Origin of the sequence: Dickeya sp. NCPPB 3274 (genome assembly GCF_000406205.1) — a bacterium.
Classification (GTDB): domain Bacteria; phylum Pseudomonadota; class Gammaproteobacteria; order Enterobacterales; family Enterobacteriaceae; genus Dickeya; species Dickeya fangzhongdai.
In genome coordinates this window covers 4,495,303-4,520,280 of the sequence record NZ_CM001979.1, presented here as the reverse complement: position 1 = coordinate 4,520,280, position 24,978 = coordinate 4,495,303, and the positions used below count along the sequence as shown (strand labels likewise).

General features: G+C 56.4%; 24 protein-coding genes and 1 pseudogene. 15 read left to right on the top strand and 10 right to left on the bottom strand.

Annotation, left to right across the window (positions count from 1 at the left end; genetic code table 11):
- Window positions 1-110: 110 nt before the first annotated feature.
- From DXX3274_RS20220 to DXX3274_RS20210, 4 genes are all read left to right on the top strand, one after another.
- A complete protein-coding gene (locus tag DXX3274_RS20220) occupies window positions 111-2,075 on the top strand; it encodes a PatA/PatG family cyanobactin maturation protease (protein WP_042861337.1) in 1,965 nt (654 codons plus the stop codon).
- Window positions 2,076-2,183: 108 nt separating this feature from the next.
- On the top strand, window positions 2,184-2,333 hold the full coding sequence (locus DXX3274_RS24055) for a hypothetical protein (RefSeq protein ID WP_022635150.1): 150 nt from the start codon (window positions 2,184-2,186) through the stop codon (window positions 2,331-2,333).
- 250 nt (window positions 2,334-2,583) lie between these two features.
- Complete coding sequence (locus tag DXX3274_RS20215; RefSeq protein WP_238556064.1) at window positions 2,584-2,916, top strand: helix-turn-helix transcriptional regulator; 333 nt, start codon at window positions 2,584-2,586, stop codon at window positions 2,914-2,916.
- Between the two features lie 531 nt (window positions 2,917-3,447).
- Window positions 3,448-4,578 (top strand): helix-turn-helix domain-containing protein, encoded by a 1,131-nt coding sequence (locus DXX3274_RS20210; protein ID WP_238556063.1) that lies wholly within the window; start codon window positions 3,448-3,450, stop codon window positions 4,576-4,578.
- 167 nt (window positions 4,579-4,745) lie between these two features.
- Here the strand turns inward: DXX3274_RS20210 and DXX3274_RS20205 are convergent, their stop codons facing one another.
- Complete coding sequence (locus DXX3274_RS20205) at window positions 4,746-5,069, bottom strand: DNA-binding transcriptional regulator (protein ID WP_042861335.1); 324 nt, start codon at window positions 5,067-5,069, stop codon at window positions 4,746-4,748.
- Window positions 5,053-5,412: a type II toxin-antitoxin system RelE/ParE family toxin gene (locus DXX3274_RS20200; RefSeq protein WP_042861334.1), complete on the bottom strand. Its 360-nt coding sequence runs from the start codon at window positions 5,410-5,412 to the stop codon at window positions 5,053-5,055. Before DXX3274_RS20200 ends, DXX3274_RS20205 begins: the two co-directional genes overlap by 17 nt.
- A gap of 379 nt (window positions 5,413-5,791) precedes the next feature.
- Here DXX3274_RS20200 and DXX3274_RS20195 point away from each other — a divergent pair.
- Window positions 5,792-6,366: pseudogene (locus tag DXX3274_RS20195) on the top strand (aminodeoxychorismate synthase component II).
- A 185-nt stretch (window positions 6,367-6,551) separates the two neighbouring features.
- The gene (locus DXX3274_RS20190; RefSeq protein WP_042861333.1) at window positions 6,552-7,775 is read left to right on the top strand and encodes an aspartate aminotransferase family protein; all 1,224 of its coding nucleotides are present in this window, start codon (window positions 6,552-6,554) and stop codon (window positions 7,773-7,775) included.
- 88 nt (window positions 7,776-7,863) lie between these two features.
- Here the strand turns inward: DXX3274_RS20190 and crp are convergent, their stop codons facing one another.
- Window positions 7,864-8,496, bottom strand: a complete 633-nt coding sequence (gene crp / locus DXX3274_RS20185) for a cAMP-activated global transcriptional regulator CRP (protein ID WP_012768072.1) — start codon at window positions 8,494-8,496, stop codon at window positions 7,864-7,866.
- A gap of 450 nt (window positions 8,497-8,946) precedes the next feature.
- Between crp and DXX3274_RS20180 the strand changes: the two genes are divergently transcribed.
- Entirely contained in the window at window positions 8,947-9,354 is a 408-nt protein-coding gene (locus tag DXX3274_RS20180) for an OsmC family protein (protein WP_038664988.1), read from the top strand.
- A 43-nt stretch (window positions 9,355-9,397) separates the two neighbouring features.
- Here the strand turns inward: DXX3274_RS20180 and DXX3274_RS20175 are convergent, their stop codons facing one another.
- The 3 genes from DXX3274_RS20175 to DXX3274_RS20165 all read right to left on the bottom strand — a co-directional run bounded on the left by DXX3274_RS20175 (window position 9,398) and on the right by DXX3274_RS20165 (window position 11,607).
- Window positions 9,398-10,267 carry a phosphoribulokinase gene (locus tag DXX3274_RS20175; protein WP_042861332.1) on the bottom strand — a complete coding sequence of 290 codons (870 nt, stop codon included), beginning with the start codon at window positions 10,265-10,267 and terminating at the stop codon, window positions 9,398-9,400.
- 108 nt (window positions 10,268-10,375) lie between these two features.
- The gene (locus tag DXX3274_RS20170; RefSeq protein WP_042861331.1) at window positions 10,376-10,612 is read right to left on the bottom strand and encodes a YheU family protein; all 237 of its coding nucleotides are present in this window, start codon (window positions 10,610-10,612) and stop codon (window positions 10,376-10,378) included.
- Complete coding sequence (locus DXX3274_RS20165) at window positions 10,609-11,607, bottom strand: hydrolase (protein WP_042861330.1); 999 nt, start codon at window positions 11,605-11,607, stop codon at window positions 10,609-10,611. The genes DXX3274_RS20170 and DXX3274_RS20165 overlap by 4 nt, the downstream gene beginning before the upstream one ends.
- Before the next feature lie 134 nt (window positions 11,608-11,741).
- On the opposite strand from DXX3274_RS20165, the gene DXX3274_RS20160 reads away from it, so the two are divergent.
- Window positions 11,742-12,347 carry a LysE family translocator gene (locus tag DXX3274_RS20160; RefSeq protein WP_042861329.1) on the top strand — a complete coding sequence of 202 codons (606 nt, stop codon included), beginning with the start codon at window positions 11,742-11,744 and terminating at the stop codon, window positions 12,345-12,347.
- A gap of 47 nt (window positions 12,348-12,394) precedes the next feature.
- Here DXX3274_RS20160 and DXX3274_RS20155 read toward each other — a convergent pair whose 3' ends face one another.
- Complete coding sequence (locus DXX3274_RS20155; protein ID WP_042862245.1) at window positions 12,395-14,314, bottom strand: ABC transporter ATP-binding protein; 1,920 nt, start codon at window positions 14,312-14,314, stop codon at window positions 12,395-12,397.
- Window positions 14,315-14,438: 124 nt separating this feature from the next.
- Between DXX3274_RS20155 and kefG the strand changes: the two genes are divergently transcribed.
- The 4 genes from kefG to slyD all read left to right on the top strand — a co-directional run bounded on the left by kefG (window position 14,439) and on the right by slyD (window position 17,784).
- Entirely contained in the window at window positions 14,439-14,990 is a 552-nt protein-coding gene (kefG, locus tag DXX3274_RS20150; RefSeq protein ID WP_038665004.1) for a glutathione-regulated potassium-efflux system ancillary protein KefG, read from the top strand.
- A gap of 3 nt (window positions 14,991-14,993) precedes the next feature.
- Window positions 14,994-16,799, top strand: a complete 1,806-nt coding sequence (gene kefB / locus DXX3274_RS20145; RefSeq protein WP_042861328.1) for a glutathione-regulated potassium-efflux system protein KefB — start codon at window positions 14,994-14,996, stop codon at window positions 16,797-16,799.
- Window positions 16,800-16,867: 68 nt separating this feature from the next.
- On the top strand, window positions 16,868-17,062 hold the full coding sequence (locus DXX3274_RS20140; RefSeq protein WP_038920410.1) for a YheV family putative zinc ribbon protein: 195 nt from the start codon (window positions 16,868-16,870) through the stop codon (window positions 17,060-17,062).
- A 143-nt stretch (window positions 17,063-17,205) separates the two neighbouring features.
- Window positions 17,206-17,784, top strand: a complete 579-nt coding sequence (gene slyD, locus DXX3274_RS20135) for a peptidylprolyl isomerase (protein ID WP_042861327.1) — start codon at window positions 17,206-17,208, stop codon at window positions 17,782-17,784.
- A 60-nt stretch (window positions 17,785-17,844) separates the two neighbouring features.
- On the opposite strand, the gene DXX3274_RS20130 is transcribed toward slyD, so the two are convergent.
- Both DXX3274_RS20130 and eat read right to left on the bottom strand, forming a co-directional pair.
- Entirely contained in the window at window positions 17,845-19,062 is a 1,218-nt protein-coding gene (locus DXX3274_RS20130; protein WP_042861326.1) for an oxalate decarboxylase family bicupin, read from the bottom strand.
- Window positions 19,063-19,552: 490 nt separating this feature from the next.
- Window positions 19,553-20,920, bottom strand: a complete 1,368-nt coding sequence (gene eat / locus DXX3274_RS20125) for an ethanolamine permease (protein WP_039692912.1) — start codon at window positions 20,918-20,920, stop codon at window positions 19,553-19,555.
- Between the two features lie 368 nt (window positions 20,921-21,288).
- Between eat and DXX3274_RS20120 the strand changes: the two genes are divergently transcribed.
- On the top strand, window positions 21,289-22,305 hold the full coding sequence (locus DXX3274_RS20120) for a phosphotransferase enzyme family protein (protein WP_042861325.1): 1,017 nt from the start codon (window positions 21,289-21,291) through the stop codon (window positions 22,303-22,305).
- Window positions 22,306-22,457: 152 nt separating this feature from the next.
- Window positions 22,458-23,501, top strand: coding sequence for an AraC family transcriptional regulator (locus DXX3274_RS20115; protein WP_042861324.1), 1,044 nt, complete (start codon window positions 22,458-22,460; stop codon window positions 23,499-23,501).
- An 82-nt stretch (window positions 23,502-23,583) separates the two neighbouring features.
- Here the strand turns inward: DXX3274_RS20115 and DXX3274_RS20110 are convergent, their stop codons facing one another.
- The gene (locus DXX3274_RS20110; protein ID WP_038665031.1) at window positions 23,584-23,802 is read right to left on the bottom strand and encodes a protein SlyX; all 219 of its coding nucleotides are present in this window, start codon (window positions 23,800-23,802) and stop codon (window positions 23,584-23,586) included.
- Between the two features lie 213 nt (window positions 23,803-24,015).
- Between DXX3274_RS20110 and fkpA the strand changes: the two genes are divergently transcribed.
- The gene (gene fkpA / locus DXX3274_RS20105) at window positions 24,016-24,876 is read left to right on the top strand and encodes an FKBP-type peptidyl-prolyl cis-trans isomerase (RefSeq protein ID WP_042861323.1); all 861 of its coding nucleotides are present in this window, start codon (window positions 24,016-24,018) and stop codon (window positions 24,874-24,876) included.
- The last annotated feature ends 102 nt before the right edge of the window (window positions 24,877-24,978 follow it).

Sequence of the window (24,978 nt, the reverse complement as noted above, 5' to 3'; positions counted from 1 at the left end):
TAACCGGAATGATTGCTGATAACTTGTGCGATAATCACGGTTGTTATTCTCTTGCAAACGGAATGGTATACAAACACCGGGGATTTTAAATTCCATATTCAGGAAAGAGAATGATGATGCACCCGTCGAACACTCATAATGCATTATTGAATAACCCACTTTCTGATTTACAGCAATTGGGGATAAATGGAGAAGGAATAAAAATCGGTATTATTGATGGCGCCATTGATTGCCAGCATCCGATATTAAATCATTTAAATATTGAATGCCTTTCTACGCAGGAAAATAAAAGTACCTCACACGGTACGGCTGTGGGCAGTATTATCGGTGGAAAGGGCGTTGGCATCGCACCGGCGGCAACCATTTTGAGTATTCCCGTCTTTCATGAAGACGAGTGGGGAAATATTCATGGCTGCTCTGAGCGTACGCTGGCAAAAGCCATTCGTGATGCTCGTTTAAAAGGGTGCCATATTATCAACGTCAGCGGCGCGTCATTATCGGTTAATGGCCAGGGAACGGATGAATTACGTAAAGCCGTCGGCGATTGTGAAAAAGAAGGCGTATTGGTTATCGCAGCTGTCGGTAATGAAGGCCGTAATAGTGAATCATTACCGGCGTCGATGGATTTTGTTCTGGCCGTCGGCGCTTGTGATAAAGAGGGATTGCCCGCCTCATTTAATAATTACGGGGTGAAGCTGAGAAAGAAAATGTTGCTGGCATCTGGTGTATCAATCCCTGTTGCTACGCCGAATTATGATCTGTCTGTTGTATCTGGTAGCAGTTTTTCTGCCCCGGTGGTGTCGGCGGTCTCGGCATTAATCATGAGGGCGATGAATGTAGCAAACGATCGTCGTGCGTCAAAAATGATTCGGGACGTGCTGTTTAATACGGCCACCCCACTCGTGTTGTCAACGGCAGGTAATCGGGAGTCTGTTGTATACCGATTAAATATTCAGAAATTATTCCGGCAAATAGCACAGGAATTCTATCACCAACCACCAAAAAGGATCACCACCATGTCAACTGAAGAGAAAATGGTTGAACCCGCCGCCGTGGAGCTGCTGGTTCCCTCGATTATCGACGCCCAACAGGACATTCAGGATGTCGAGCTGGATGACGATGAGGTGCTGGCGCCTTCCAGCCTGAGCCCGGAAGCGAGCGCCCCGTCGCGCGCCGCCGGCCTGTCGTTATCGAAAATCAGCGATCCGGCAGCCAATCACTATGTCCATGCGCCGGCCCGGCGGGTTATGCCGCAATCCTCGCTGCTGGATGCGCGCACGGTCCGCGATCAGGAAAAGATCTTTGTCATCGGCCAGGTCGGCTATGACTTCGGTACCGAAGCGCGGCTGGATTATTTTACCCAGGTGATGGGAAATAAGAGCGGCTATCCGTTTGACCCGGTGCAAATGGCTGAGCACTTGAATACCGGTGATAATGCGGAACAATCCAACGCGCTCATCTGGACGCTGAAAATTGACGGCATTCCGGTTTATGCCATTAAACCGGATGCACAGTTCGCGGTGCTGGAATATGCCCGTTTGGTCGAGTTCCTGTACGAACAGGAAACCAAAGGCGTGGAGCGCGTTTCCATCGCCGGGATTATCAGCGGCGAAACCCGCTTGTTCAACGGCCAGGTGATCCCCACCATCAGCCCGGTATTGCGCGGCATGTTCAACTGGGAATCCCAGGATATTTCCAAGATGCTGATGGGGGAAAGCGCCGTCGGCACGCCGAAATCCAAGGAACTGGTCAACTTCATCAACCGCATTTATTACGAACTGCGTAACCGGGGTTACGAGTCGAATGAGCGCGCCATTAACTATGCGGCCACCAACGCTTATCAGATGAAGGAAATCTTCGACGACGCTTTCGCCGAAGGGTTATTCCTGAACAAGATCGGCGCGGAACGCAGCCCGGTCAGCCGCCCGGAATCCGATTGCTGGGACGTGGTGCTGGAATTCTTCAACCCGAAAGAACGCCTCACCGCCGCACGCAAACTGTATCGCTACACCATTGACGTCAGCGATGTCATGCCGGTCACCATCGGCACGCTGCGCAGCTGGCATGCCTATTAATGTCGGTCTGCCGAACCATACCGTTTTTCAGCTTTGCCGCCAGTCGGTGGCATTAACCTGGGGATATCCCCAAAAACGTAATGCAAATACACTCAAGGAGAAATAACCATGAAACTTCCAACCCAAGCACAGAATGTTAATCGCGCTAACCGTGTTGCCGAAGCCAAAGCGTCCGGCGTTAACCCGGCCTTCTGGGGCCAGGCGCTGAATCTGCTGAAAAAAGCAGGCCAGGGCGCGCTGTCCGGCGTACTGAGCTAATCAGTCATGGTGCATGACCAAATGGTCATGCACCATTTATTTATAATAAAAATAAATAATTAAATGTAGTCTGGTGTTAATTGTGTTGTCAAAATCAGGGGATATTAGGTTAGGTGAATTTACATCATAACTAATTGGTATGCTTTATTGTGGTTGGTGTGCATAAATATCAACCTGCCGAGAGTGTAGTCTGGTATTTGGAAATGAAACCATGAAAAGGTGTATTGATTTTGATTGCAGAGGGGAATGTATGTCTAACAACGGATTTATGGTGAACACAGCAGTGATCAAAGACCTCAAGGTTAAAAAAAAATTAAGTCAGGAGGAACTGTCAGAACAAAGCCTTGAATCAAAGTGTTATATCTCTATCTCTACAATAAAAAGAGCGGAGTTAGGCAAGCCTATCTCCAGACAAACGTTGTATAAATTTGCAAAGTTCTTTGATGTCACCGAGGAGAATCTCGTGTTGCAATCACATGTTCACGCATCCTGTGATTCTAATTCTGATGAGTATAAATATATCGCATTTTTGTTTGCTGATTTATATCAGATGCTGGTTTTACGTGATGCGAATAAAATCTGATTGTGGATATAGAAAATAATATTTTAATAGTTTTAAGAATGAAATTATTTTTATCATTGTGATGAAAGTGATTGCATAAGAATAATGATGGCCTATTCAGCGATACAACCGCGTTGAATATTTATTCGGCTGAGTTTAATGCCGGCAGGGAATGCATTTATTTTTATCCCAATACAACGGTGATAATGAGTAAAAAATCAGTAAAGGGATTTACATTATTTTTACCAGGGTTTTTCCAGAGAGTCTGTCGACAGAATCCACGGATTCATTTTGATTGTCGAAATAGCGGTTTGAATGAGAAGGGCGTGTTGCAGAAATCACGCCATTTCTTATGAAGGGGTGCATTTTATTACCTCAACTAATTCGATTGCAGGAAAACCAACGCGCCTGCAGCTTGAAGCATGACGGGGATATTGTGAAATGTGCACTGGCAGGAGTTGAATAAAGGATTTTCCCGTGAAAACAGAAAATATACTACCTGGTAAATTAAAAAGTATTCCTGCCGAAAAAATACCCCTCACGGGCTATTCGGTGGGGCGACATATCCCGGAATTTATCTTTTTGCCTTCGGTACTGCGTGACCGGATCGATCGGTTGATGTTATCCGGCAGACCCATTCTGCTTTCTGGCGAGCCGGGCGCAGACCTGTCTGAGATTACCGGCTATATTCGCGCCAGACTTCAGGCGTTGCAGGGGCGCTATGTCGAACTGAGCGGCGAGGGCAACCCAACGCAACGTCTGGAGGAGGCGCTCGCTGCCATTCCCGACGATCGTCGGCTGACCTTGTGCATTCCTGGTTTTGATACGCTGACCGAACAGCAGCAGCAGAAGGCTCTGGCGTTGCTTCAGGTGGAACATGCCAGGCGGAGCGAGCTACGTCTGGTGTTCGGGCTGATTGCCACGCCGGCAGAGCACTGCGCGTCGCCGGCGCAGCCCGCAGCACAACTGGTGTCGGCATTTGGCTGTCAGTCGCTGTCGGTACCGGCCCTGAAAGGCAGAACGCAGGATATCGCCGAACTGGTTCATGCCGCCTGGCAGGCGTACCGTCAGTCAGCCCGGCAGACATTGCATCCTGAGGTGCTGTTTCACCTGCATCATTACGACTGGCCCGGCAATGTGCGACAACTGTGGCACAGTGTCGCCCGGCTGTTGATGCTCAGCGACGACGCCGAGATCGACCTGGCGCAGGCCAGCAGCATTCTGCCGCAAATCGTGGCCCGAACGGGGCAGTCGCCGTCAGGCGAGCGGCAGCGGATTAACCGTTCATTATGCGATGCGGTGCTCAGCCGCGATCAGGACGCCCTGCAACAGTTTCACCCGTCGGTGATCAAGGCGCTGCTGTATCTGGGCGAGCATTTCCAGCAGGAGGTGACGCTGATTGAGCTGGCGGAAAATTCCCACATCAGCCCGTCGCATCTCTCCTATCTGCTCAAGCACAGCCTTAGGCTGTCGTTTAAGCAGATTCTGAATCAGAGCCGCATTTTCTATGCCTGCCAGCGGCTGGAGTGCCATCCCATGAGCCGGATCACCAATCTCTACCTGGATTGCGGCTATGGCGACCTGAGTCATTTTGAGAAGATGTTCAAACGCTATACCGGCGTTACGCCCATCGAGTTTCGGAAAAAATTCAACCCGGTGGTGCTGCGTGATGAAACCGGGTGACAGCCGACGCCCTTTCTTAAACGTCCCCGGTCATGGCATGGCCGGGTTTTCCGACGACCGCCAGTGTTGGCGTCCCTTACCCTGTTTTAACGTTATTAATCCCGCGATCTATTTTTTTAGAATCGATGATAAGAATACTGCGGCTCAATAAATGCTTCGGCTAAGGCTTACATCAACACCTTTAACCCATGCTTTTGCACCACGGTAAGCAGCTTCAGCGATAACCCGCTAGGACGTTTTGCGCCGCTTTCCCATTTCTGCACTGTCGAAACACTGGTGTTTAGATAGCGGGCAAACACGGGTTGGCTGACGTTCAGTTTCTCGCGCAGTGCTTTAATTTCAAGTGGTTGAATAGACTCCACGCTGTTGATGCACGCTTTGTCAAAGTTGCGCATGGTTTCCTGTGGGATAGCATCCACGCTGAATAATCCAGAAGCCGCGCTGTGGATGGCCTCAAGTGCAGGACTCTTGAATTTACTTTTTGCAGTCATGGCAAATCTCCACCAGTTCTTTACGCTTAATCAGTGCCGTAATCTTTTCATCGGCAAGATTGGCATAGTGCTTCGCCAGCTCGCGGAATCCGGCCAGTTCACGATCATCGATGTTCGTCATATCCTGCTTGGCATACAGGAACGTGTAAAACCAATGCTCCCCACCTTTCGCCAGTATGATGGCGCGATCACGGTTTTGGTTCAGGCGCTTCTTGTAAACGCCGCCGCCGAGATCGTCAGCTTTCCCTTGTGTCACCGCCTCAATGGCCTGACATAACTCACTGTCTCTGATGGCATGGGACTTCGCTGCCTTAGTGAACCATTTGGTTTTGAATACTCGCATCAGGCTGGCATCCTGCCCTTAACTATAGCACCTGGTGCTAGATTACTCTTTTTCCCTGAATATTTGAACCGCCTGAAATCAGCCAAAAGCCGTCATAATTCTGGCTACAGCTTCACACTGTCGATAACCGTCACCAATGTTTGATGAATATCAAGCATCTACTGGACGCGGTGCTTACCGCAATCGCGCTGTTTCAGGCGTCCGTCTGAACATTCTCTCTTAATACCGATCATGGCTGACGTTAATGTTGATATCACCCGCTTGCCATCAGATACGAGTACAATGGCCCAAATCATCTCTCCGGTATCAGAAAGAATTGCGGGTATCACGGGTGGTTTCTGTATCACTTATTATTAAGTATCAATAGATTAACTTGATTATGCTGCTACTTATCGATAACTACGACTCCTTTACCTACAACCTGTACCAGTATTTTTGCGATTGGGGGCGGAGGTGCTGGTCAGACGTAATGACGCGCTGACTTTGGCGGACATCGAGCGGTTATCGCCGCAACGGCTGGTGATTTCCCCCGGCCCCTGTACGCCGGATGACGCCGGGATTTCGCTGGCGGCTATCCGCCATTTTGCCGGCGCGCTGCCGATTCTGGGGGTGTGTCTGGGGCATCAGGCGCTGGGGCAGGCGTTTGGCGCGCGAGTGGTGCGCGCCCGTCAGGTGATGCATGGCAAAACCTCGCCGGTGCGGCACACCGGCCGCGGCGTGTTCGCCGGGCTGGCAAACCCGCTGACCGTCACCCGTTATCACTCGCTGATTCTGGCAAAGGATTCGCTGCCTGAGTGTTTTGAAGTGACCGCCTGGACCGAGAGCGACGCCGGAATGGACGAGATCATGGGGGTGCGCCACCGCTCGCTGCCGCTGGAAGGCGTGCAGTTCCACCCGGAAAGCATTCTCAGCCAGCAGGGGCATCAGCTACTGAAAAATTTCCTTGATTTATAGATGGATAGCGGGCGCAAATCCGGCTTTATACCCGTCATGCTTCACGTGGCAGGTGTGTCGGCGTTATTACAGGCCCCTCCTATTTAGGGTATGTCGGATTAATGATTGCGTATTTTTGATTTTTTATGCATATTTACTGACTATATTTTCACTTGAAAACCACGGATATCACAACGGGGCAGCAAATGGCGACAGAGAAAGCAGCAGTAACACGGGATACTTACGATAAGGTAATTCTTCCGGTTTATGCACCCGCGCAGTTTGTGCCGGTAAAAGGCAAAGGGAGCCGTGTCTGGGATCAGCAGGGCAAGGAATATATCGATTTCTCCGGCGGCATCGCGGTAACGGCGCTGGGGCACTGCCATCCGGCGCTGGTGGCGGCGTTGAAGGAGCAGGGCGAAACCCTGTGGCACACCAGCAACGTGTTCACCAACGAGCCAGCGCTGCGTTTGGCCACCAAACTGATTAATGCGACCTTTGCCGACCGCGTCTTTTTCGCCAACTCCGGTGCGGAAGCCAACGAAGCGGCATTCAAGCTGGCTCGTCATTACGCCATTACCCGCCACAGTCCGTACAAAACCAAGATCATTTCGTTTTATCAGTCGTTCCACGGCCGTACGCTGTTCACCGTTTCTGTCGGCGGCCAGCCGAAATACGCCGATGGTTTCGGCCCGAAACCGGCGGACATCGTGCACGTGCCGTTTAACGATCTGGACGCGGTAAAAGCGGTGATGGATGACCACACCTGCGCGGTGGTGCTGGAGCCGATTCAGGGTGAAGGCGGCATCACGCCCGCCACGCCGGCGTTCCTCAAAGGGGTCCGCGAGCTGTGCGACCAGTATCAGGCGCTGCTGGTGTTCGATGAAGTGCAGTGCGGCATGGGCCGCAGCGGCAAACTGTTCTCCTATATGCATTACGGCATCACGCCGGACATTCTGACCACCGCCAAAGCGCTGGGCGGCGGTTTCCCGATTAGCGCGATGCTGACCACGGAAGAGATTGCGTCGGTAATGGCGGTCGGCACCCACGGCACGACTTACGGCGGCAATCCATTGGCTTGCGCAGTGGCGGAAGCGGCGCTGGATGTGATCAATACGCCGGAAGTGTTGTCCGGAGTGGTGGATCGCCATGCGCGCTTTGTGTCCGCGCTGGAGAGTATCAACGCGCAGTACGATATTTTCGACGAAATCCGCGGCATGGGGCTGCTGCTGGGTGCGCAGCTGAAACCAGCCTGGCATGGCCGCGCCCGGGATTTCCTGGCGGCATCGGCGGATCTGGGGTTGATGATTCTGGTGGCGGGGCCGGACGTGATTCGTTTCGTACCGTCGCTGGTGATTACCCCGGAAGAGATCGATCAAGGCATGGCGCTGTTCGGAAAAGCGGTGGAGCAGGTGGTGAAAGGCGCGTAAGCCGCGGTTTTTCTCTCCACGAAAACGACAAGAGCGTGCCTGGACACGCTCTTTTTGATCCGGCTGATGTTGATCCGGTTGATGATAATCAGCGGGTGCCGTACACCACGATGGTTTTACCGTGGGCGGAAATCAGGTTCTGATCTTCCAGCATCTTCAGGATACGGCCGACGGTTTCGCGGGAACAGCCGACAATCTGGCCGATCTCCTGTCGGGTGATCTTGATTTGCATGCCGTCCGGGTGGGTCATGGCGTCCGGCTGCTTGGCCAGGTTGAGCAGGGTTTGCGCGATACGGCCGGTAACGTCGAGGAACGCCAGGTTGCCGACTTTCTGCGAAGTCACCTGCAGGCGGCGCGCCATCTGCGAGGACAACCGCATCAGAATATCCGGGTTGACCTGAATTAGCTGGCGGAATTTTTTATAGGAAATCTCAGCGACTTCGCAGGCAGTTTTCGCCCGGACCCACGCACTGCGTTCCTGCCCATCTTCGAACAAGCCAAGTTCGCCAATAAAATCGCCCTGATTCAGATAAGAAAGAATCATTTCCTTGCCTTCTTCATCCTTGATCAGCACGGCAACCGAGCCTTTCACGATGTAGTAAAGCGTCTCTGCTTTTTCACCCTGATGAATCAGAGTGCTCTTCGATGGGTACTTGTGAATGTGGCAATGAGAAAGGAACCATTCGAGAGTCGGGTCTGTTTGCGGTTTGCCGAGAACCATTCGCTGTTATCCTCTGTTGTAATTCACTGCGCAAATCACAGGGCTCAGAGTTCCCTGTACGGCGTGATAACATAGTTATAATTCAATTCCGTCCTGGCGGAATGACGTCAGGGAATATACTGAGGCTGTCTATACTCGTCATACTTCAAGTTGCAGGTGCGTTGGCTTTCCTCGCTCACCCCGGTCACTTACTTGAGTAGGCTCCCTGGGATTCGCTGCGTCGCCGCCTTCTCGCAACTCGAATTATTTAGGGTATATCGGATGACGCCAGTAAGCCGGCGGCTGGTTAGGAAAAGGCTCAACACATACCGGTTTACTTCTTCGTTTGTAACACAGGTTGAGTGTAGTGTCTTGTGTTGTCTCGCTTCAGCATGATTAAGCTCTGATTATCAGGCTTTTTTGTACATAAGCGGTGTAAAATTTCAAAAATAATTGATTGAGGGCAAACTTATGCAGGCTCGGGTGAAATGGGTTGAAGGGTTAACGTTTCTTGGCGAATCCGCGTCCGGGCATCAGTTGCTGATGGACGGTAACGCCGGCGATAAAGCCCCCAGCCCGATGGAAATGGTGCTGATGGCGGCAGGCGGGTGCAGCGCCATTGATGTGGTGTCTATCCTGCAGAAAGGCCGCCATGATGTGGCGGACTGCGAAGTACGTCTGACTTCTGAACGTCGTGCGGAAGCGCCGCGCCTGTTCACCGCCATCAACCTGCACTTTATCGTTACCGGCAAAGGGTTGAACGACAAGGCCGTGGAGCGCGCGGTGTCGTTGTCGGCGGAGAAATACTGCTCCGTGGCGCTGATGCTGGAAAAGGCGGTGACGATCACCCACAGCCATGAAGTGATCGCGCTCGACTGAATTGCCTGCACGCGGCGGTTAACTTCACCGCCCGCCGCGTCGCTTAATCAATATGCTTGCCTTCGACTAACCGCTGCACCAGCGGCATCATGATCAACTCCATCGCCAGCCCCATTTTGCCGCCCGGCACCACCAGCGTGTTGATGTGGGAAATGAACGAGCCCTGCAGCATCGCCAGCAGGTAGGGATAATCAATGTGGTCCAGCCCCTGAAAGTGGATGACCACAAAACTTTCGTCCATCGACGGAATGGCTTTGGCGGCAAACGGGTTAGAGGTGTCCACCGTCGGCACGCGCTGAAAGTTGATATGAGTGCGGGAAAACTGCGGAGTGATGTGGGTAATGTAATCCTCCATCGAACGCACGACGGAATCCATGACCGCCTCGCGGGAGTGACCGCGCTCGTTGATATCGCGCACCAGCTTTTGAATCCACTCCAGGTTGACGATCGGCACTACGCCGACCAGCAGGTCGACATGCTGCGCCACATCGTGCTGGTCGGTGACTACGCCGCCGTGCAGCCCCTCGTAGAACAACAGGTCGGTCGGTTCCGGCATCGGCTCCCAGGGGGTGAAGGTGCCCGGCACCTGATTGTAGGGAATCGCCTCGTCGTAAGTGTGCAGGTATTTACGGGTCTGGCCGGTGCCGCTATGGCCGTATTCGATAAAGGTGTGTTCCAACTGGCAGAAGTCGTTCGCTTCCGGCCCGAAATAGCTGATGTGGCGGCCCAAATCCCGCGCCTTGCGGATCGCCATATCCATTTCCGGCCGGGTGTAACGGTGATAGCTGTCGCCATCCACCAGCGCGGCGCGAAGATTCAGTTGCTGGAAAATCTTGCGAAACGCCAGACTGGTGGTGGTGGTCCCCGCACCGCTGGAGCCGGTGACCGCGATAATCGGATGCTGGTGCGACATGGTGTGCAACCTCCGGTGAATGGTGCCAACTCCGGTCAGAGATATCTGATAATTGTTAGCATGTTTATACCGCGGTGACACGCCAATTTACGTTTTTAAGCGATTGATTCAGGGCTGATACCGTTCACCGCTGCTGAGCTGGTTGCGGGGCATGATATTGACGGTTTCATGCAGTTCAGACCACACCAGCACCACGTCGCCCTGCGCCAGTTGCTGGCGTACATCGGCCACTTTTTCGTCCAGCGTTCGCTCCTGCTCGCCGTAGTCGGTCCCTTCGCGCAGGACGAACGATTCAATCAGATTTTGCAGCGTTTCCTGCGCCAGCTCTTGCCAGGGGATGATCATGCCTTCTGCTCCAGATAAGGGGTAAACCAGTCGGGAATACGGTGTTCCAGCCACAGTTCGGGTCTGCGCCACGACCCGCCGACAAAGCCGACATGGCCGCCGCATTCCGTCAGTTGATAGTCGATGTTGGTCGGCAATTGCGTTGTATCGGGGATCACGGCCGGCGTCATGAACGGGTCGTCTTTGGCCTGAATGATCAACAACGGCTGGCGGATGTGCGATAACCGCGGCAGCGCGCTGCTGCGCCGGTAGTAGTCCGTCGCGCCGGCAAACCCATGCAGCTGTGACGTCACCAGGTCGTCAAACTCCCGCAGGCGATGTACCTGACGTAGCCGTTCGGCGGAAATCGGCAGGCTACCGGGGTAGGCGGAAAGCTTGCGCAAGGCGCTGCGGCGCAACAGATTAAGCAGATACGATTGGTACAGCCGGGAAAAGCCGTGCTCCAGACGGTGGCTGCACGGCTCCAGCATCAACGGCGCGGAGACGATCGCCGCGGCGTTCAGCGTGCCGGGCGCGTCCTGACCGCTCAGCAGGCAGGCCAGCATGTTGCCGCCCAGGGATACTCCGACCGCCGCCGTGGGCGCGGCGCCCAGCGTTTGGTTCAGCCAGTGCAGAAAATAGCGGGCGTCTTCGGTTTCGCCGGCGTGATAGGCGCGCGGCAGACGGTTGGGCTGCCCGCCGCAACCGCGAAAGTGCATCACCACCGCCAGCCAGCCGCGTCGCTGGCAGGCGGTCATCAGCCCGTGGGCGTAAGGACTGTGGAAACTGCCCTCCAGCCCATGAAACAGCACCACGCGAGGTTTGTGTTTTGCCTGAGCCGGCGTTTCGCTCCAGGCGAGATCGACAAAATCCCCGTCCGGCATAGTCAATGTCTGCCAGACCGGTTTCAGGTCCGGATGGCGCCGAAGCAGGCGCGGCAGCAGAGTCTGCAGGTGGGGATTGCGCACGCCCGGCAAGGGCTGAAAACACTCGCTACGGTGAGAAGAATTATTCATAACCAGAAAGCCATGATGAAAAGGTGTCGTGATGCCCGCGGCGGCGATGCCTGTAGCGGCATAGTGAAAAGCTTGTCTGCATCACACCACGCTGCTAGCTTGTGACGTCTTTTCCGTTACAGGATTGTCGTTTCATGGAGCACTTCAGTCTGTTTCTTTCAATGCTCGGTTTCTTGTGGGTCGCAGCCATTACGCCCGGCCCCAATAATATGCTACTTACCGCCTCCGCCGCCAATTTTGGCGTATTGCGCTCCATACCGCTGATGCTGGGCATCATGGTCGGCATGCAAAGCATGTTGCTACTGGTGGCGCTGGGGCTGGGGAGTTTGATCCTGCTCTATCCGTCGTTGCATCTGGCGTTGAAGGTGCTGGGCAGTGTCTATCTGCTGTGGTTGTCGTGGAAGATCGCCACCGCGGCGTATGAAAAGCTGGATACCGACGCTGCGCCGTCGGCGCCGATACCGCTGTATCAGGGCGGGCTGCTGCAATTCCTCAATCCGAAGGCCTGGCTGATGGCGCTGGGCGCGGTGGCCGGGTTTAGTCTGGCCGGGGAAGGTTATGTCGGGTCGGTGCTGGCTATCAGCATTGCGATGGTGTGCGTCAATTTTGTGGCCGGGGTTCTCTGGCTGGGATTCGGCGCGATGATCGGCCGCTTGTTGCGCAGCCCGCGCGCCTGGAAGATTTTCAATCTTGCTATGGGGTTGCTGACGGCGACCTGCGTGCTGATGATCTGGCATTGATGGGATAACGGCGGGCCGCACGTTGCCCGCCGTTTGGACGTGAAGCTTTACCCCTGGCTTTCCGCGTCGCGCAGCAACTGTTCCAGTTGCTCCTGCGCATCCAGCCAGGCCATTTCGGCGTTTTCCAGATCCGCTTTCGTCGCGCTTTGTTTTTGCAGGCACTCGGTCAGTTCGCTTTTACGGCTGACGTCATAGAGTTCGCTGTCGGCCAGGCGTTCCTCCACCGCGGTCAGCGCGGTTTGCAGTTTCTCCATCTGCTGTTCCAGTTGGGTAATCTGCTTACGCAGCGGTTGGGTCAGCGTGCGTAGCTCGGCGTCGCGCCGTTTCTGATCCTTTCTCGACTGAGCGCTGTTGGCGGCGTTGTCTCTGGATGCGGATTCCGTTGCGTTATCCTGCTTCTGCGCATCCAGCAGCCATTGCTGGTAATCCTCCAGGTCGCCGTCAAACGGTTCGACCTTGCGGTCGTGCACCAGATAGAGATCGTCAGTGGTGGATCGGATCAGGTGACGATCGTGAGACACCACCACCAGCGCGCCTTCGAAGTCGATCAACGCTTCGGTCAGCGCCTGACGCATGTCGAGATCCAGGTGGTTGGTCGGTTCGTCGAGCAGCAGCAGGTTGGGCCGCTGCCAGACGATCAGCGCCAGCACCAGCCGCGCTTTCTCGCCGCCGGAAAAGCGCTCGGTAGGCTCGGTCACCTTGTCGCCCCGGAAATCAAAACCACCGAGGTAGTCGCGCAACTGCTGCTCGGTTTCCCGTTCCGCCAGCCGGACAAGGTGCTGCAACGGCGACTCGTCGGGACGCAGGAACTCCAGCTGATGCTGGGCGAAATAGCCGAGACGCACGCCTTTGGCCAGGCCGATGTCGCCGCTGAACGGCTGAATCTCGCCGGCCAGCAGCTTGATGAGCGTCGATTTCCCGGCGCCGTTGTGGCCGAGCAACCCGATGCGCGAACCGGGCACCAGATTGAGTTTGATGGAGTCCAGAATCAAACGGTCGCCGTAGCCCGCGCTGACTTTTTCCATTCGCAGCAGCGGGTTAGGCAGCGCTTCCGGTGCCCGGAAACTGAAACGAAATGGGTTGTCGACGTGGGCCGGGGCGATCAGCTCCATGCGTTCCAGCATCTTGATACGGCTTTGCGCCTGCTTGGCCTTGGTGGCTTGGGCACGGAAACGGTCGATGTAATGCTGCAGGTGGGCGACCCGCTCCTGCTGATGCTGGTACATCGCCTGCTGCTGAGACAGGCGGGTAGCGCGCTGCTGCTCGAACGAGGTGTAGTTGCCGGTGTATTCAAACAGGGTTTCCTGCTCGATATGCAGAATCCGGTTGGCTATCGGGTCGAGAAAATCCCGATCGTGGGAGATCAGCACCAGCGTGCCGGGATAGTTCTTCAGCCACTTCTCCAGCCAGATCACCGCGTCCAGATCCAGATGGTTAGTCGGTTCGTCGAGTAACAGGAGATCGGAACGACAAATCAGCGCCTGCGCCAGATTCAGGCGCATACGCCAGCCGCCGGAGAAGTCGCTGACGGGCTGTTGCAACTGTTCCTGCTGAAAGCCGAGCCCGTTGAGCAGGCTGGCGGCGCGGGCCTGAATCGACCAGGCCTGAACGGCGTCCAGCTTGCCGTGCAGGGTGGCGATGGCGTTGCCGTCGTTGCGGGCATTCGCCGCGTCCAGCTCGGCTTCCAACTCGCGGAACTCGCGGTCGCCGTCGATCACGTAATCAATCGCCGATCGTGCCAGCGCCGGGGTTTCCTGATTGACCCACGCTAGCGCCCAGTTTTGCGGAAAGGTTACGCTGCCGCCGTCGGCGCTGATTTCCCCTTTCAGCAATGACAACAGGGTTGATTTGCCACAGCCGTTTTTACCGACCAGGCCGACTTTTTGGCCGGGATTGACGGTAGCGGTGGCGTTGTCCAGCAGTACCCGGGTACCGCGTCGAATTTGCAAGGAGGAGAAAACAATCATAACGCGCCAAATGTTCAAATATGTTAAATTACCGATCGGGTATCAGGACTGCCGTGTCCTGTTGTATTGCTGCGCAGCATGGTAGCCGAAAATACCTGCAATGACGACGCTTTGGAGGGGAATGATGTCGCAGCCACCAAAAATTTTGCTGCTGTTTGCCCATCCGGAATCCCAGGATTCGGTCGCGAATAAGCTGTTATTACAATCAGCCCGCCAGCTCGGGCATGTCACTGTGCACGATCTTTACGCGCACTATCCTGATTTTTTTATCGATATTCATCATGAGCAGCAGTTGCTGCGTGAGCATCAGCTGATCGTGTTTCAGCATCCGCTTTATACCTACAGTTGCCCGGCTTTGTTGAAAGAGTGGCTGGATCGGGTGCTGACCCGCGGCTTTGCCAACGGGGTCGGCGGTAATGCGCTGGCCGGAAAATACTGGCGATCGGTGGTGACGACCGGCGAGCAGCAAGACGCTTACCGGTCTTCGGGTGTGAATCGTTACACGATGGATGACGTATTGAGACCGTTTGAAATGACGGCGACCATGTGCCACATGCACTGGCTGTCGCCGCTGGTGATTTACTGGGCCCGGCGCCTGCCGCCGGATGTATTGCAAGAACATGCCAGAGCCTACGGCGATTGGCTGGCGTCGCCATTTCCGCGTGGAGAATCCTAGCACATGGAAACCTCTTCTTTGCTGAATGCCGGCGTGCTGTTTCTGTTTGTTGCCGTGCTGATGGTGCCGATTGCCGCCCGTTTGGGAATCGGCGCGGTGCTGGGGTATTTGCTGGCCGGTATCGCCATCGGTCCGTGGGGGCTGGGCTTCATTCGTGATGTGGAAGCCATCCTGCATTTTTCCGAGCTGGGCGTGGTGTTCCTGATGTTTATCATCGGCCTGGAACTGGACCCGGCCAAGCTGTGGCGGCTGCGGCGCTCTATTTTCGGCACCGGCGCGGCGCAGGTGCTGTTGAGCGCCGCGCTGCTGGGCGGCGTGCTGTATCTGAGCCAGTTTTCCTGGCAGGCGGCGCTGATTGGCGGTATTGGACTGGCGATGTCTTCCACCGCCATCGCGTTGCAACTGATGCGCGAAAAAGGCATGAACCGCAACGAGTCCGGCCAGCTCGGTTTCTCTGTGCTGCTGTTTCAGGACCTGGCGGTGATCCCGGCGTTGGCGCTGATTCCGGTGATGGCGGGCGTGCAGGGAGAGCTGGATGACTGGCGTCAGGTCGTGCTGAAGGTGGTGGCGTTCGGCGGCATGCTGATTGGCGGCCGTTATCTGGTGCGTCCGCTGTTCCGCTTTATCGCCGCCTCGGGCGTGCGGGAAGTGTTTACCGCCGCCGCGCTGTTGCTGGTGCTGGGCTCCGCGCTGTTCATGGACGCGCTGGGGCTGTCGATGGCGCTCGGTACCTTTATTGCCGGCGTCTTGCTGGCGGAAAGCGAATACCGCCATGAGTTGGAAATCTCCATTGAGCCATTCAAGGGGCTGTTGCTGGGGCTGTTCTTCATTTCGGTAGGGATGTCGCTCAATCTCGGCGTGTTGTACGCCAATATCCTGATGGTGTTGGCGGGCGTGGCGATTCTGGTGGTGGCGAAAGGCTTGATCCTGTACCTGCTGGCGCGGTTGTACGGGCTGCGTTCCTCCGAGCGCCTGCAGTTCGCCGGGGTGTTGAGTCAGGGCGGGGAGTTCGCCTTTGTGCTGTTTTCCTCCGCCGCCACCCACAAAGTGCTGAAGGGGGCGCAGTTGCCGCTGCTGCTGGTGACGGTGACCCTGTCGATGATGGTGACGCCGATCCTGATGCAGTTGATCGACCGTATTCTGGTGCGCCGTTTCAATGCGCAGGAAGAGCCGGACGAAACGCCGTACGTGGAAAACGATGAACCGCAGGTGATCGTGGTGGGATTCGGTCGTTTCGGGCAGGTGATTGCCCGTTTGCTGATGGCCAACAAAATGCGCATCACCGTGCTGGAGCGCGATATCAGCGCCGTCAGCCTGATGCGCAGCTACGGCTACAAGGTCTATTACGGCGACGCCACCGAGCTGGAGTTGCTGCGAGCCGCCGGCGCGGCACAGGCTCAGTCCATCGTGATTACGTGTAATGAGCCGGAAGACGCGATGACCATCGTGCATCTGTGCCAGCAGCATTTCCCTCAACTGGAGATTCTGGCCCGTGCGCGCGGCCGTGTGGAGGCGCACGAGTTTTTGCAGGTCGGCGTGACGCAGTTCTCGCGCGAAACCTTCTCCAGTGCGCTGGAACTGGGCCGCAAGACGCTGATCTCATTAGGGATGCATCCCCATCAGGCTTACCGGGCGCAACAGCATTTCCGGCGGCTCGATATGCGCATGCTGCGTGAGCTGATGCCGCAGCGCAAAGGCGATGTGGCGCAGATTTCCCGCGTCAAGGAAGCCCGCCGCGAGCTGGAGGATATCTTCGAGCGCGAAATGCTGCGTGAGCGACGTCGACCGGACGACTGGGACGAACACTAGGCGCGTTTGCGGCGTACCGCGGTATGCCGCGAATGCAGACCATCAAGAGAGGGAGCCGGAGGGCAACCATGCGGAAACGTTTTATTGCCGGGGCGGTGTGCCCGAAGTGCCACTCGCAGGATACGCTGGCGGTGGGGCGCGAGGGCGACGATGAGGTGGTGGTGTGCGTGCACTGCGGTTATCAGCAGAGCCAGTCGGAAACGCCGCCCAAAGCCGCCACCCCGCCTGCCGGCGAAATCATCGGTATGTTTCGCCCGGAATAGGGCGACAGAAGCCTGACGTCATTGCTGCCGGCCAGCGTTGCCGGGATAGTTTATCGCGGACAGTTTTTTTATCCCGGACAGTACATGGGGACGTTTTTCCGCTACAATTTGCGCAAAATCGATTTCCAACGCTAGGAGATATCATGAAAGTAGCAAAAGACCTGGTGGTCAGCCTGGCCTATCAGGTACGTACGGAAGATGGTGTATTGGTTGATGAGTCTCCGGTGAGCGCACCGCTGGACTATCTGCATGGTCACGGCTCGCTGATTTCCGGTCTGGAAAAAGCGCTGGAAGGCCGCGATGTGGGCGAGCGTTTTGACGTCAGCGTCGGCGCTAACGATGCCTACGGCGAATATGATGACAATCTGGTTCAGCGCGTGCCGAAAGACGTGTTTGTCGGCGTGGACGAGCTGCAGGTCGGCATGCGTTTCCTGGCCGATACCGATCAGGGGCCGGTGCCGGTAGAAATCACCGAAGTGCAGGACGATCACGTCGTGGTTGACGGCAACCACATGCTGGCGGGTCAGAACCTGAAGTTCAACGTGGAAGTGGTCGCTATCCGCGAAGCGACGGAAGAAGAACTGGCGCACGGCCATGTACACGGCGCGCACGATCATGACCACGATCACGACGGTTGCTGCGGCGGCCATGATCACGACCACGATCATGACCACGGTAAAGGCGGTTGCGGCGGTAACGGCGGCTGCGGTTGCCACCACTGATTTGCCCTTCCCCGAAAAGGCCGCGTTTGCGGCCTTTTTCTTTTGTGTGACAGGGGGTTATCAGGGCACGATCGGCGCTTTGGTTTTTTGCAGCGAACGCATGAACGTGTCGTTCAGATGCAGGTGCTGCTCCACCAGTGTGGGCGGCGTGAGCGCCAGCCATTGATTCAGGGAAATGTCCGCGTAGTGGTCGCTCTTGAACAGTTCCAGAAAGCGTAGTGGCGTGGTGCCGGTGTTCTCCACATAGTGCCCCATAGCGAACGGCACATAACCGACGTCGCCGGCCCGAAAATCGAACGTTCGTGCCTGCCCGGACGAGGCAAATACCCCCATCCGTCCTTCCCCTTCGAGATAGTATTGCCATTCGTCATTGTTGGGGTGCCAGTGCAGCTCCCGCATCGCGCCGGGCTCCAGCTCCACCAGTGCGGCGGCGATGGTTTTGGACACCTTGAACACCGAAGAGTCGGTGATGCGTACCGTGCCACCCTTCATCTTGATGGGGGTTTGCGCCAGCATGCGGTGACTGAATGGGGTGGCAACCTGACTGGCGCCGCCAAATGCGCCTTTGTCGATCGACCCCGGCACCGGCGCGGCAAAAATATACTCTTCGGACGGGCTGGGCAGATGGCTGAAGGTGTCTACCGGTACGCCGAAGTTTTTTGCCAGCACCTCCGGCGGTACATGTTTGAACCAGTCGCTAAGTAAAAAGGTACTGTCTTCGTCGAAGTTACCGCTGTCAAACGCCAGCAGAAATTCACAGCCGTCCGGACCCAGCCCCTGAATCGAGTGCGGTACGCCCGGCGGGAAGTACCATAAGTCGCCGACGCCCAGATCGTCGACAAACCAGCGTCCCTCGGCGTCGATGGCGGTGATGCGGGCGTTGCCGTACAGCATATAAGCCCATTCGCCTTCTTTGTGCCAGTGCAGTTCACGGATGCCGCCGGCGTTGAGGCGCATATCAACGCCGGCGATGGTGGTGGAGATTCCCAGTTCTCGCTGCGTCACCTGGCGCGTCCAGCCGCCGCTGCCTTTGCGTATGTGTGCGTCGCTAAAAGAAAAACGCAGGTTAGGCAGGGTACCGTTGTCGGTCAACGGCGGGTTGACCAGGTCCGGGTTCTGCGCTTGCCGCAGCGGGTTTTGCGGGCCGGGGTCATTGCCGCCCTGGCCGTTGCCGGTCCACGGAATGGCGTTGTCTTGCGCATGTAGCTTACCGGCGGCCAGCGCGACGGTTCCACCGACAGTAAACGCCATAAAGTTTCGACGAGTTAATGCATTCATTAGCGACTCCCTTGCTGAGTGATGGTGGTGTCATGATTGATGTGAGCATCATCCGAATGTGTTTTTCCGTGTGGGCACATCGCTACCCACAGTCGGTTACAGTTAAGTGTTATTTATTCTTGTGGTGGAGGGATGTCGTTGCATCCCTTTTTGGAAGGCGAGTTGTAAGGATGTGTTGGCAATAAATATAAATATAATTTATGTGTTTGCGGTGAGTAATGGTGAAAAAACAGGCTGGTTGATTTTTTGTTTAATTAATGTGTCTTTTTTGTTTTGCGAAGAGCACGTTCTGATAAAAACAGCCTGGGTAGGTGGGTTGGGCGGATAAATCAGGCCGGTGCGGTTCAGTCATACTCGTTTACACGTTGTGTACCCGTCAGGGCAAAGCAGTCCATCATAAAAACTAAATAATCATGAAAACCAAATCATCGTGAAAACCAAACGCCCCCCGGTCGGGAGGCGTTGAAACGGTATCAGTCAGCGAAGCCGGTCACTCTTTTCCCATCAGCATCGCATCCTGCGGGGCATTGTCGCGCTGGGCGCGCGTCATCAGGAAATAGCTGTAGCCCGTCAGCATCAGCACGATGAACAAGCCGCCAATCACCGGGTTAAACCACAGCATGGCTATCAGGCACACCACGGACAGCGCCAGCGCGATTGCCGGGATGATTGGATAGCCCGGCGCATGGAAAGTCCGATGCAGGCCCGGTTCGGTACGACGCAGGCGGAACAGACTCAGCATACTCATCATGTACATCACGTTGGCGCCGAACACCGCCATGGTGATCATCGCGGCGGTCAGGCTCATCCCCTGCAGGTTGATCCAGCTGTCGCTAAAGATAGTGGCGATGCCAATCACGCCGCCGGTCAGAATGGCGCGGTGCGGCGTCTGAAAACGGGACAGCTTCGCCAGACCGGCGGGCAGGTAACCGGCGCGGGCCAGCGCGAAGAACTGGCGGGAATAGCCGAGGATGATGCCGTGGAAACTGGCGATTAGCCCGAACAGCCCGATCCACACCAGCATGTGCATCCAGCCGGAGTTTTCACCCACCACGGCTTTCATCGCCTGCGGCAATGGGTCGTTGATGTTGGACAGGGTGCGCCAGTCGCCCACGCCGCCAGCCATAATCATGACCCCGAGCGCCAGCACCACCAGCGTGATGATGCCGCTGATGTAGGCTTTGGGGATGGTGCGCTGCGGGTCTTTGGCTTCCTCGGCGGCCATGGCGGCGCCTTCAATCGCCAGAAAGAACCAGATAGCGAAAGGAATGGCGGCGAAGATGCCGGAGATAGCCGGGCTGCCGAAATTATCGCTGCCGGCCCAGCCGTTGGCGACAAAGTGGCTGATGCTGAAACCCGGCGCCACCACGCCCATGAACACCAGTAGCTCAATGACCGCCAACACGGTGACGAACAGTTCGAACATCGCCGCCAGTTTCACGCCCAGAATATTCAGCGTCATGAAGATTAGATAAGCCCCGGTGGCCGCGTAGCGCGGATCCAGCGACGGATACTGCACGTTGAGGTAAGCGCCGATAGCCATCGCGATCGACGGCGGGGCGAAGACGAACTCGATCAGGGTCGCCATGCCGGCAATCAGGCCGCCGGTTTCGCCAAAGGCGCGACGGCTGTAAGCGAACGGGCCGCCGGCGTGAGGAATGGCGGTGGTCAGCTCGGTAAAACTGAAAATAAAGCAGGTATACATGGCGGCGATAATCAGGGTGGTGACGAGAAAGCCCAGCGTTCCCGCCACGCCCCAGCCGTAGCTCCAGCCAAAGTACTCGCCGGAAATCACCAGGCCGACGGCAATACCCCACAGATGAAGCGTACCCAGGGTGGGTTTTAACTGCATTGTCATGACGCTCTCCCCTACAAGACGCGGGATGAAAACAGCCGGTTTTCATCACCCCTATTTATAAGAATCAGTTAGTTATAAAAACCATCGGGTTGTAACAACCTTTGCTCTTGTCTGCGACGGGCACGCCCGCTAGGTCCGCATGTTTCGATAATGCCGCTGACGGTCAGCCGGCGACTTGACATCCGCACGGAGATTTTTGCGCTCTGCGGTCAAACCGGGGGAATTCGACCGGGCGGTGTCGCGTACGGTCAATTTGCGGCATTGCGACGTCAAGCATCGTAACGGGAGTGATCACATCCTGAGAGCCGGGCGACGCCCTATCGCTCGGACATCACCCGGTCTGGCCCTCTTTGGATGAGATAACACGTATGGCAGAACAGGACATGGCAGAACAGTACGATACCCTTGATAACACCACCCTGGACCAACTGGCCGCGCTGGCCATGACACGTTACCCGCTTGCATTGCAGGGGCAGCTCACCCTGCTGTGCCGTTCGGAAAACGCCACCTATCGGCTGGTCGCGGGCGGTAAACGTTACGCGATGCGCATTCATCGGCCTGGCTATCATCAGCGCGAGGATATTGCCGGCGAACTGGCCTGGCTGGATGCGTTGCGGGAAGAAGGGATCACGGTGCCGCAGGCGCTGACCGGGCTGGATGGCGAAACGGTGCAAACGGTGACGATGGCGGATGGCACGGTGCGCAATGTCGTGCTGTTTCACTGGATTGAAGGCGAGATGCCGACCACGGCAGTTGATGCCGCCGCCTTTGAACAACTGGGCGTGATCACTGCCCGGTTGCATCAGCATAGTCGCCGCTGGTCGCGCCCGACCGGCTTTCGTCGTCTGGTCTGGGACCACGACACCATGGTGGGGGCGCACGGTCACTGGGGGCGTTGGCAGGACGCGCCCAACCTGAAAGTGGAAGATCACGGCATCATCGAGGAAACGTTGGCGCAGGTGCGCGACGCGTTAACGCACTACGGCAAAGACAGCCAGCGTTATGGCCTGATTCACGCGGATTTGCGCCTGACCAACCTGCTGTTGCTGAACGGCGAAACCCGGGTGATCGATTTTGACGATTGCGGCTTCAGCTGGTATCTGCACGATTTAGCGGCGGCGATCAGTTTCGTGGAGCATCACCCCAGCGCGCCCGCGTGGGTAGAAGGCTGGCTTAGCGGCTATCAGCGCGTATGCCCGCTTAGTGAGGCGGATCGGGCGGTGATCCCGTCGCTGTTGATCCAGCGCCGTATCCAGTTGATGGCTTGGGCGGGCTCCCATAGCCAAACCGAGCAGGCGATCGGCCTGGGAGCGGACTGGAGCGATCACACCGTGCGGTTGTGTCGTCGCTATCTGGACAACGAAGCGCTGCCGGTCGGCGCCTGAGCCGATCGTCGCGGCAACTGCACCACAACAGCGCACCGTGGGATCGCCGTGGTGCCGCTCTGTCTTACGACACCAGCTAAATCAGTGGCTTGTGAATGGTATGGAAATTGCAGGTCTATGATATTTCGTCGGTTGTGTGTGAGGCAGGAATCATGGAAACCACGTCTTTTCGGCTGCCGCCGGTCGCCGGGTTGCCTATCGGGCACCGGGGCGTTCTGGCCGCCGCCGCATCGGGCCTGACCGATTTTATCGGTGAAAAAGGCGGTGATGCGGACCGCATTCTGGGCATCAGCGGCATCAACCCTGAACTGCTGGCGTGCCCGACGCTCAGTGTCGGGCTGGTGAATTACTGCCGGGTGCTGGAGGAGGCCGCCCGCTATTCGGATTGCGATAATTTCGGGTTGCATTACGGCCGGCAGTTCAAGCCGCAGTCGCTGGGGTTGATAGGCTATGTTGGGTTATGCAGTGCCACTCTGGAGCAGGCATTGCATAACGTAGTCAATGCCTTCCCCTTTCATCAGCACGATACGTTGATCCGGCTGGTGGACAAGGGCGATTGCTGGCGCTTCGACTATCAGGTGCGTCATGGCGCCATCCTGCACTGCCGTCAGGATGCGGAACTGACGCTGGGGATGATGTTGAACCTGATTCGTCATGCGGCGGGCAAAAACTGGGCGCCGCGGGAAGTGCACTTTGAGCATCCTCGCCCTGAACAGTGGCATGAGCACTGCAAGGCGTTCGACGCGCCGGTTTACTTCGATCAACCGTTCAATTCCCTGCTGATCCCCAAACGTGACCTGATGCGAGCCATGCCGGATCATGATCCGCTGTTGCTGCTGGTGGTGCAGGATTCCCTGCGCCGACTGAACAGCGACGTTCCCCAGCAGAGCGTGGTGGATATGGCGCGCGCCCGGTTGCGTCAGGTGTTGCCGCAGGGCGAGCCGTCGCTGGAAGAGGTAGCGGAAAATATCGGTCTATCGAGCTGGTCGTTGCAGCGGCGGCTGAAAGACGAAGGCATTACTTTCACCCAGTTGGTGGAGAAGGTGCGGTGCGAGATGGCGACCCACTATCTGCAGCAGCGCCAGCTGTCGATTTCCGAGATGGCGTTCCTGCTGGGTTACTCTGAGGTCAGTGCTTTTTCCCGCGCGTTCCGTCGCTGGTTCGGCATCAGCCCGCGGCAGTGGCGCAAGGCATAGTTTGTCGCGATCGGCGGGTCACGATGGCCGGGGTACGCGATGACTGGGTTCGGTCAGGCGACGACTGGGTTAGACGACTGGGTTAATAATGCGGCGGCGGCGTTTCTTCCGACTGCGATGCAATCATCGATGGCGATGTCGCCCGCAGTTTTTCGGTCATTAGCCGCAGCTGTTCGCGCAGCCTGACCATTTCCAGTTCGTGCTGCACGACGGTCTGGTTCAATTCCTCAATGGTGACCTCCTGAAAAGCCAGACGACTTTCCAGTAATTCGAGCCGTTGTTCCAGTGCTGACAGTGACATCTTTATTTCCTCCCGTGCAGTGTGCGCAGAGTGTGTCAGAAAGCGGAAAGTTCTGGTAGCAAAACCATGCGCCGTCGGGCGTAAATCCTGGCATTCAGAATTTTTCGCTATCCGGTGCGGCGCGTCGTTGTATTGTCTTTGCGCGCAACGTTATAGTAGCTGGCGAAATGTTAATGTTGCCGGGGCATGGTGCTCCGAATGTTGGAGAGATGGATGAAATCACTGTTTAAAGTCACACTGCTGACGGCAGCCATGGGACTGGCGCTGAGTACGGGTGTTATGGCGGCGGACGCGGCCAAGACCACTGATGCCGCGGCGGCAACCTCTGCCCCAGCGGCAGCGGACGCAGCGAAAGCGGCGGCGGGCAAATTCAAGAGCGATGAAGAAGCCGCAGCATACGCACTGGGTGCGTCGCTGGGTCGCTACATGGACAACTCCCTGAAAGAGCAGGAAAAACTGGGCATCAAACTGGACAAGCAACAGCTGATTCAGGGTGTGCAGGACGCGTTTGCCGACAAGAGCAAGTTGTCTGACGAAGAGATCGAGAAAACCCTGCAGTCGTTTGAAGGCCGGGTGAAAGAAGCCGCTCAGGCCAAAATGCAGCAGGACGCCAAAGACAACGCGGATAAAGGCACCAAATTCCGTGATGCCTTCGTCAAAGAAAAAGGCGTGAAGAAAACTGAGTCCGGCCTGCTCTATCAGGTAGAGAAGGAAGGGACCGGCGCGGCGCCGAAAGACAGCGATACCGTAGTAGTGAACTACAAAGGTTCGCTGGTTGACGGTTCCGAGTTCGACAACTCCTACAAACGCGGCGAACCGCTGTCTTTCCGTCTGGACGGCGTAATTCCGGGTTGGACCGAAGGCCTCAAGCATGTGAAGAAAGGCGGCAAGATCAAGCTGGTCATCCCGCCGGCACTGGCTTACGGCGAAGCGGGCGTTCCGGGGATCCCGGCTAACTCCACGCTGGTATTCGAAGTCGAACTGCTGGACATCAAATCAGATGCCGACGCTAAAGGCGCTGCGCCGAAAGCGGAAAAACCGGCTGACGACAAGGCTAAGAAAGCCGCTCAGTAATCGACTGACCGCCGCCGGTGGTGGCGTCAGCGCGATGGTGATACCGCCTGCTCATCAGAGCCGGCGGTATTTTTTTGCCCTGAAGGCGGTGGCGATGGTATT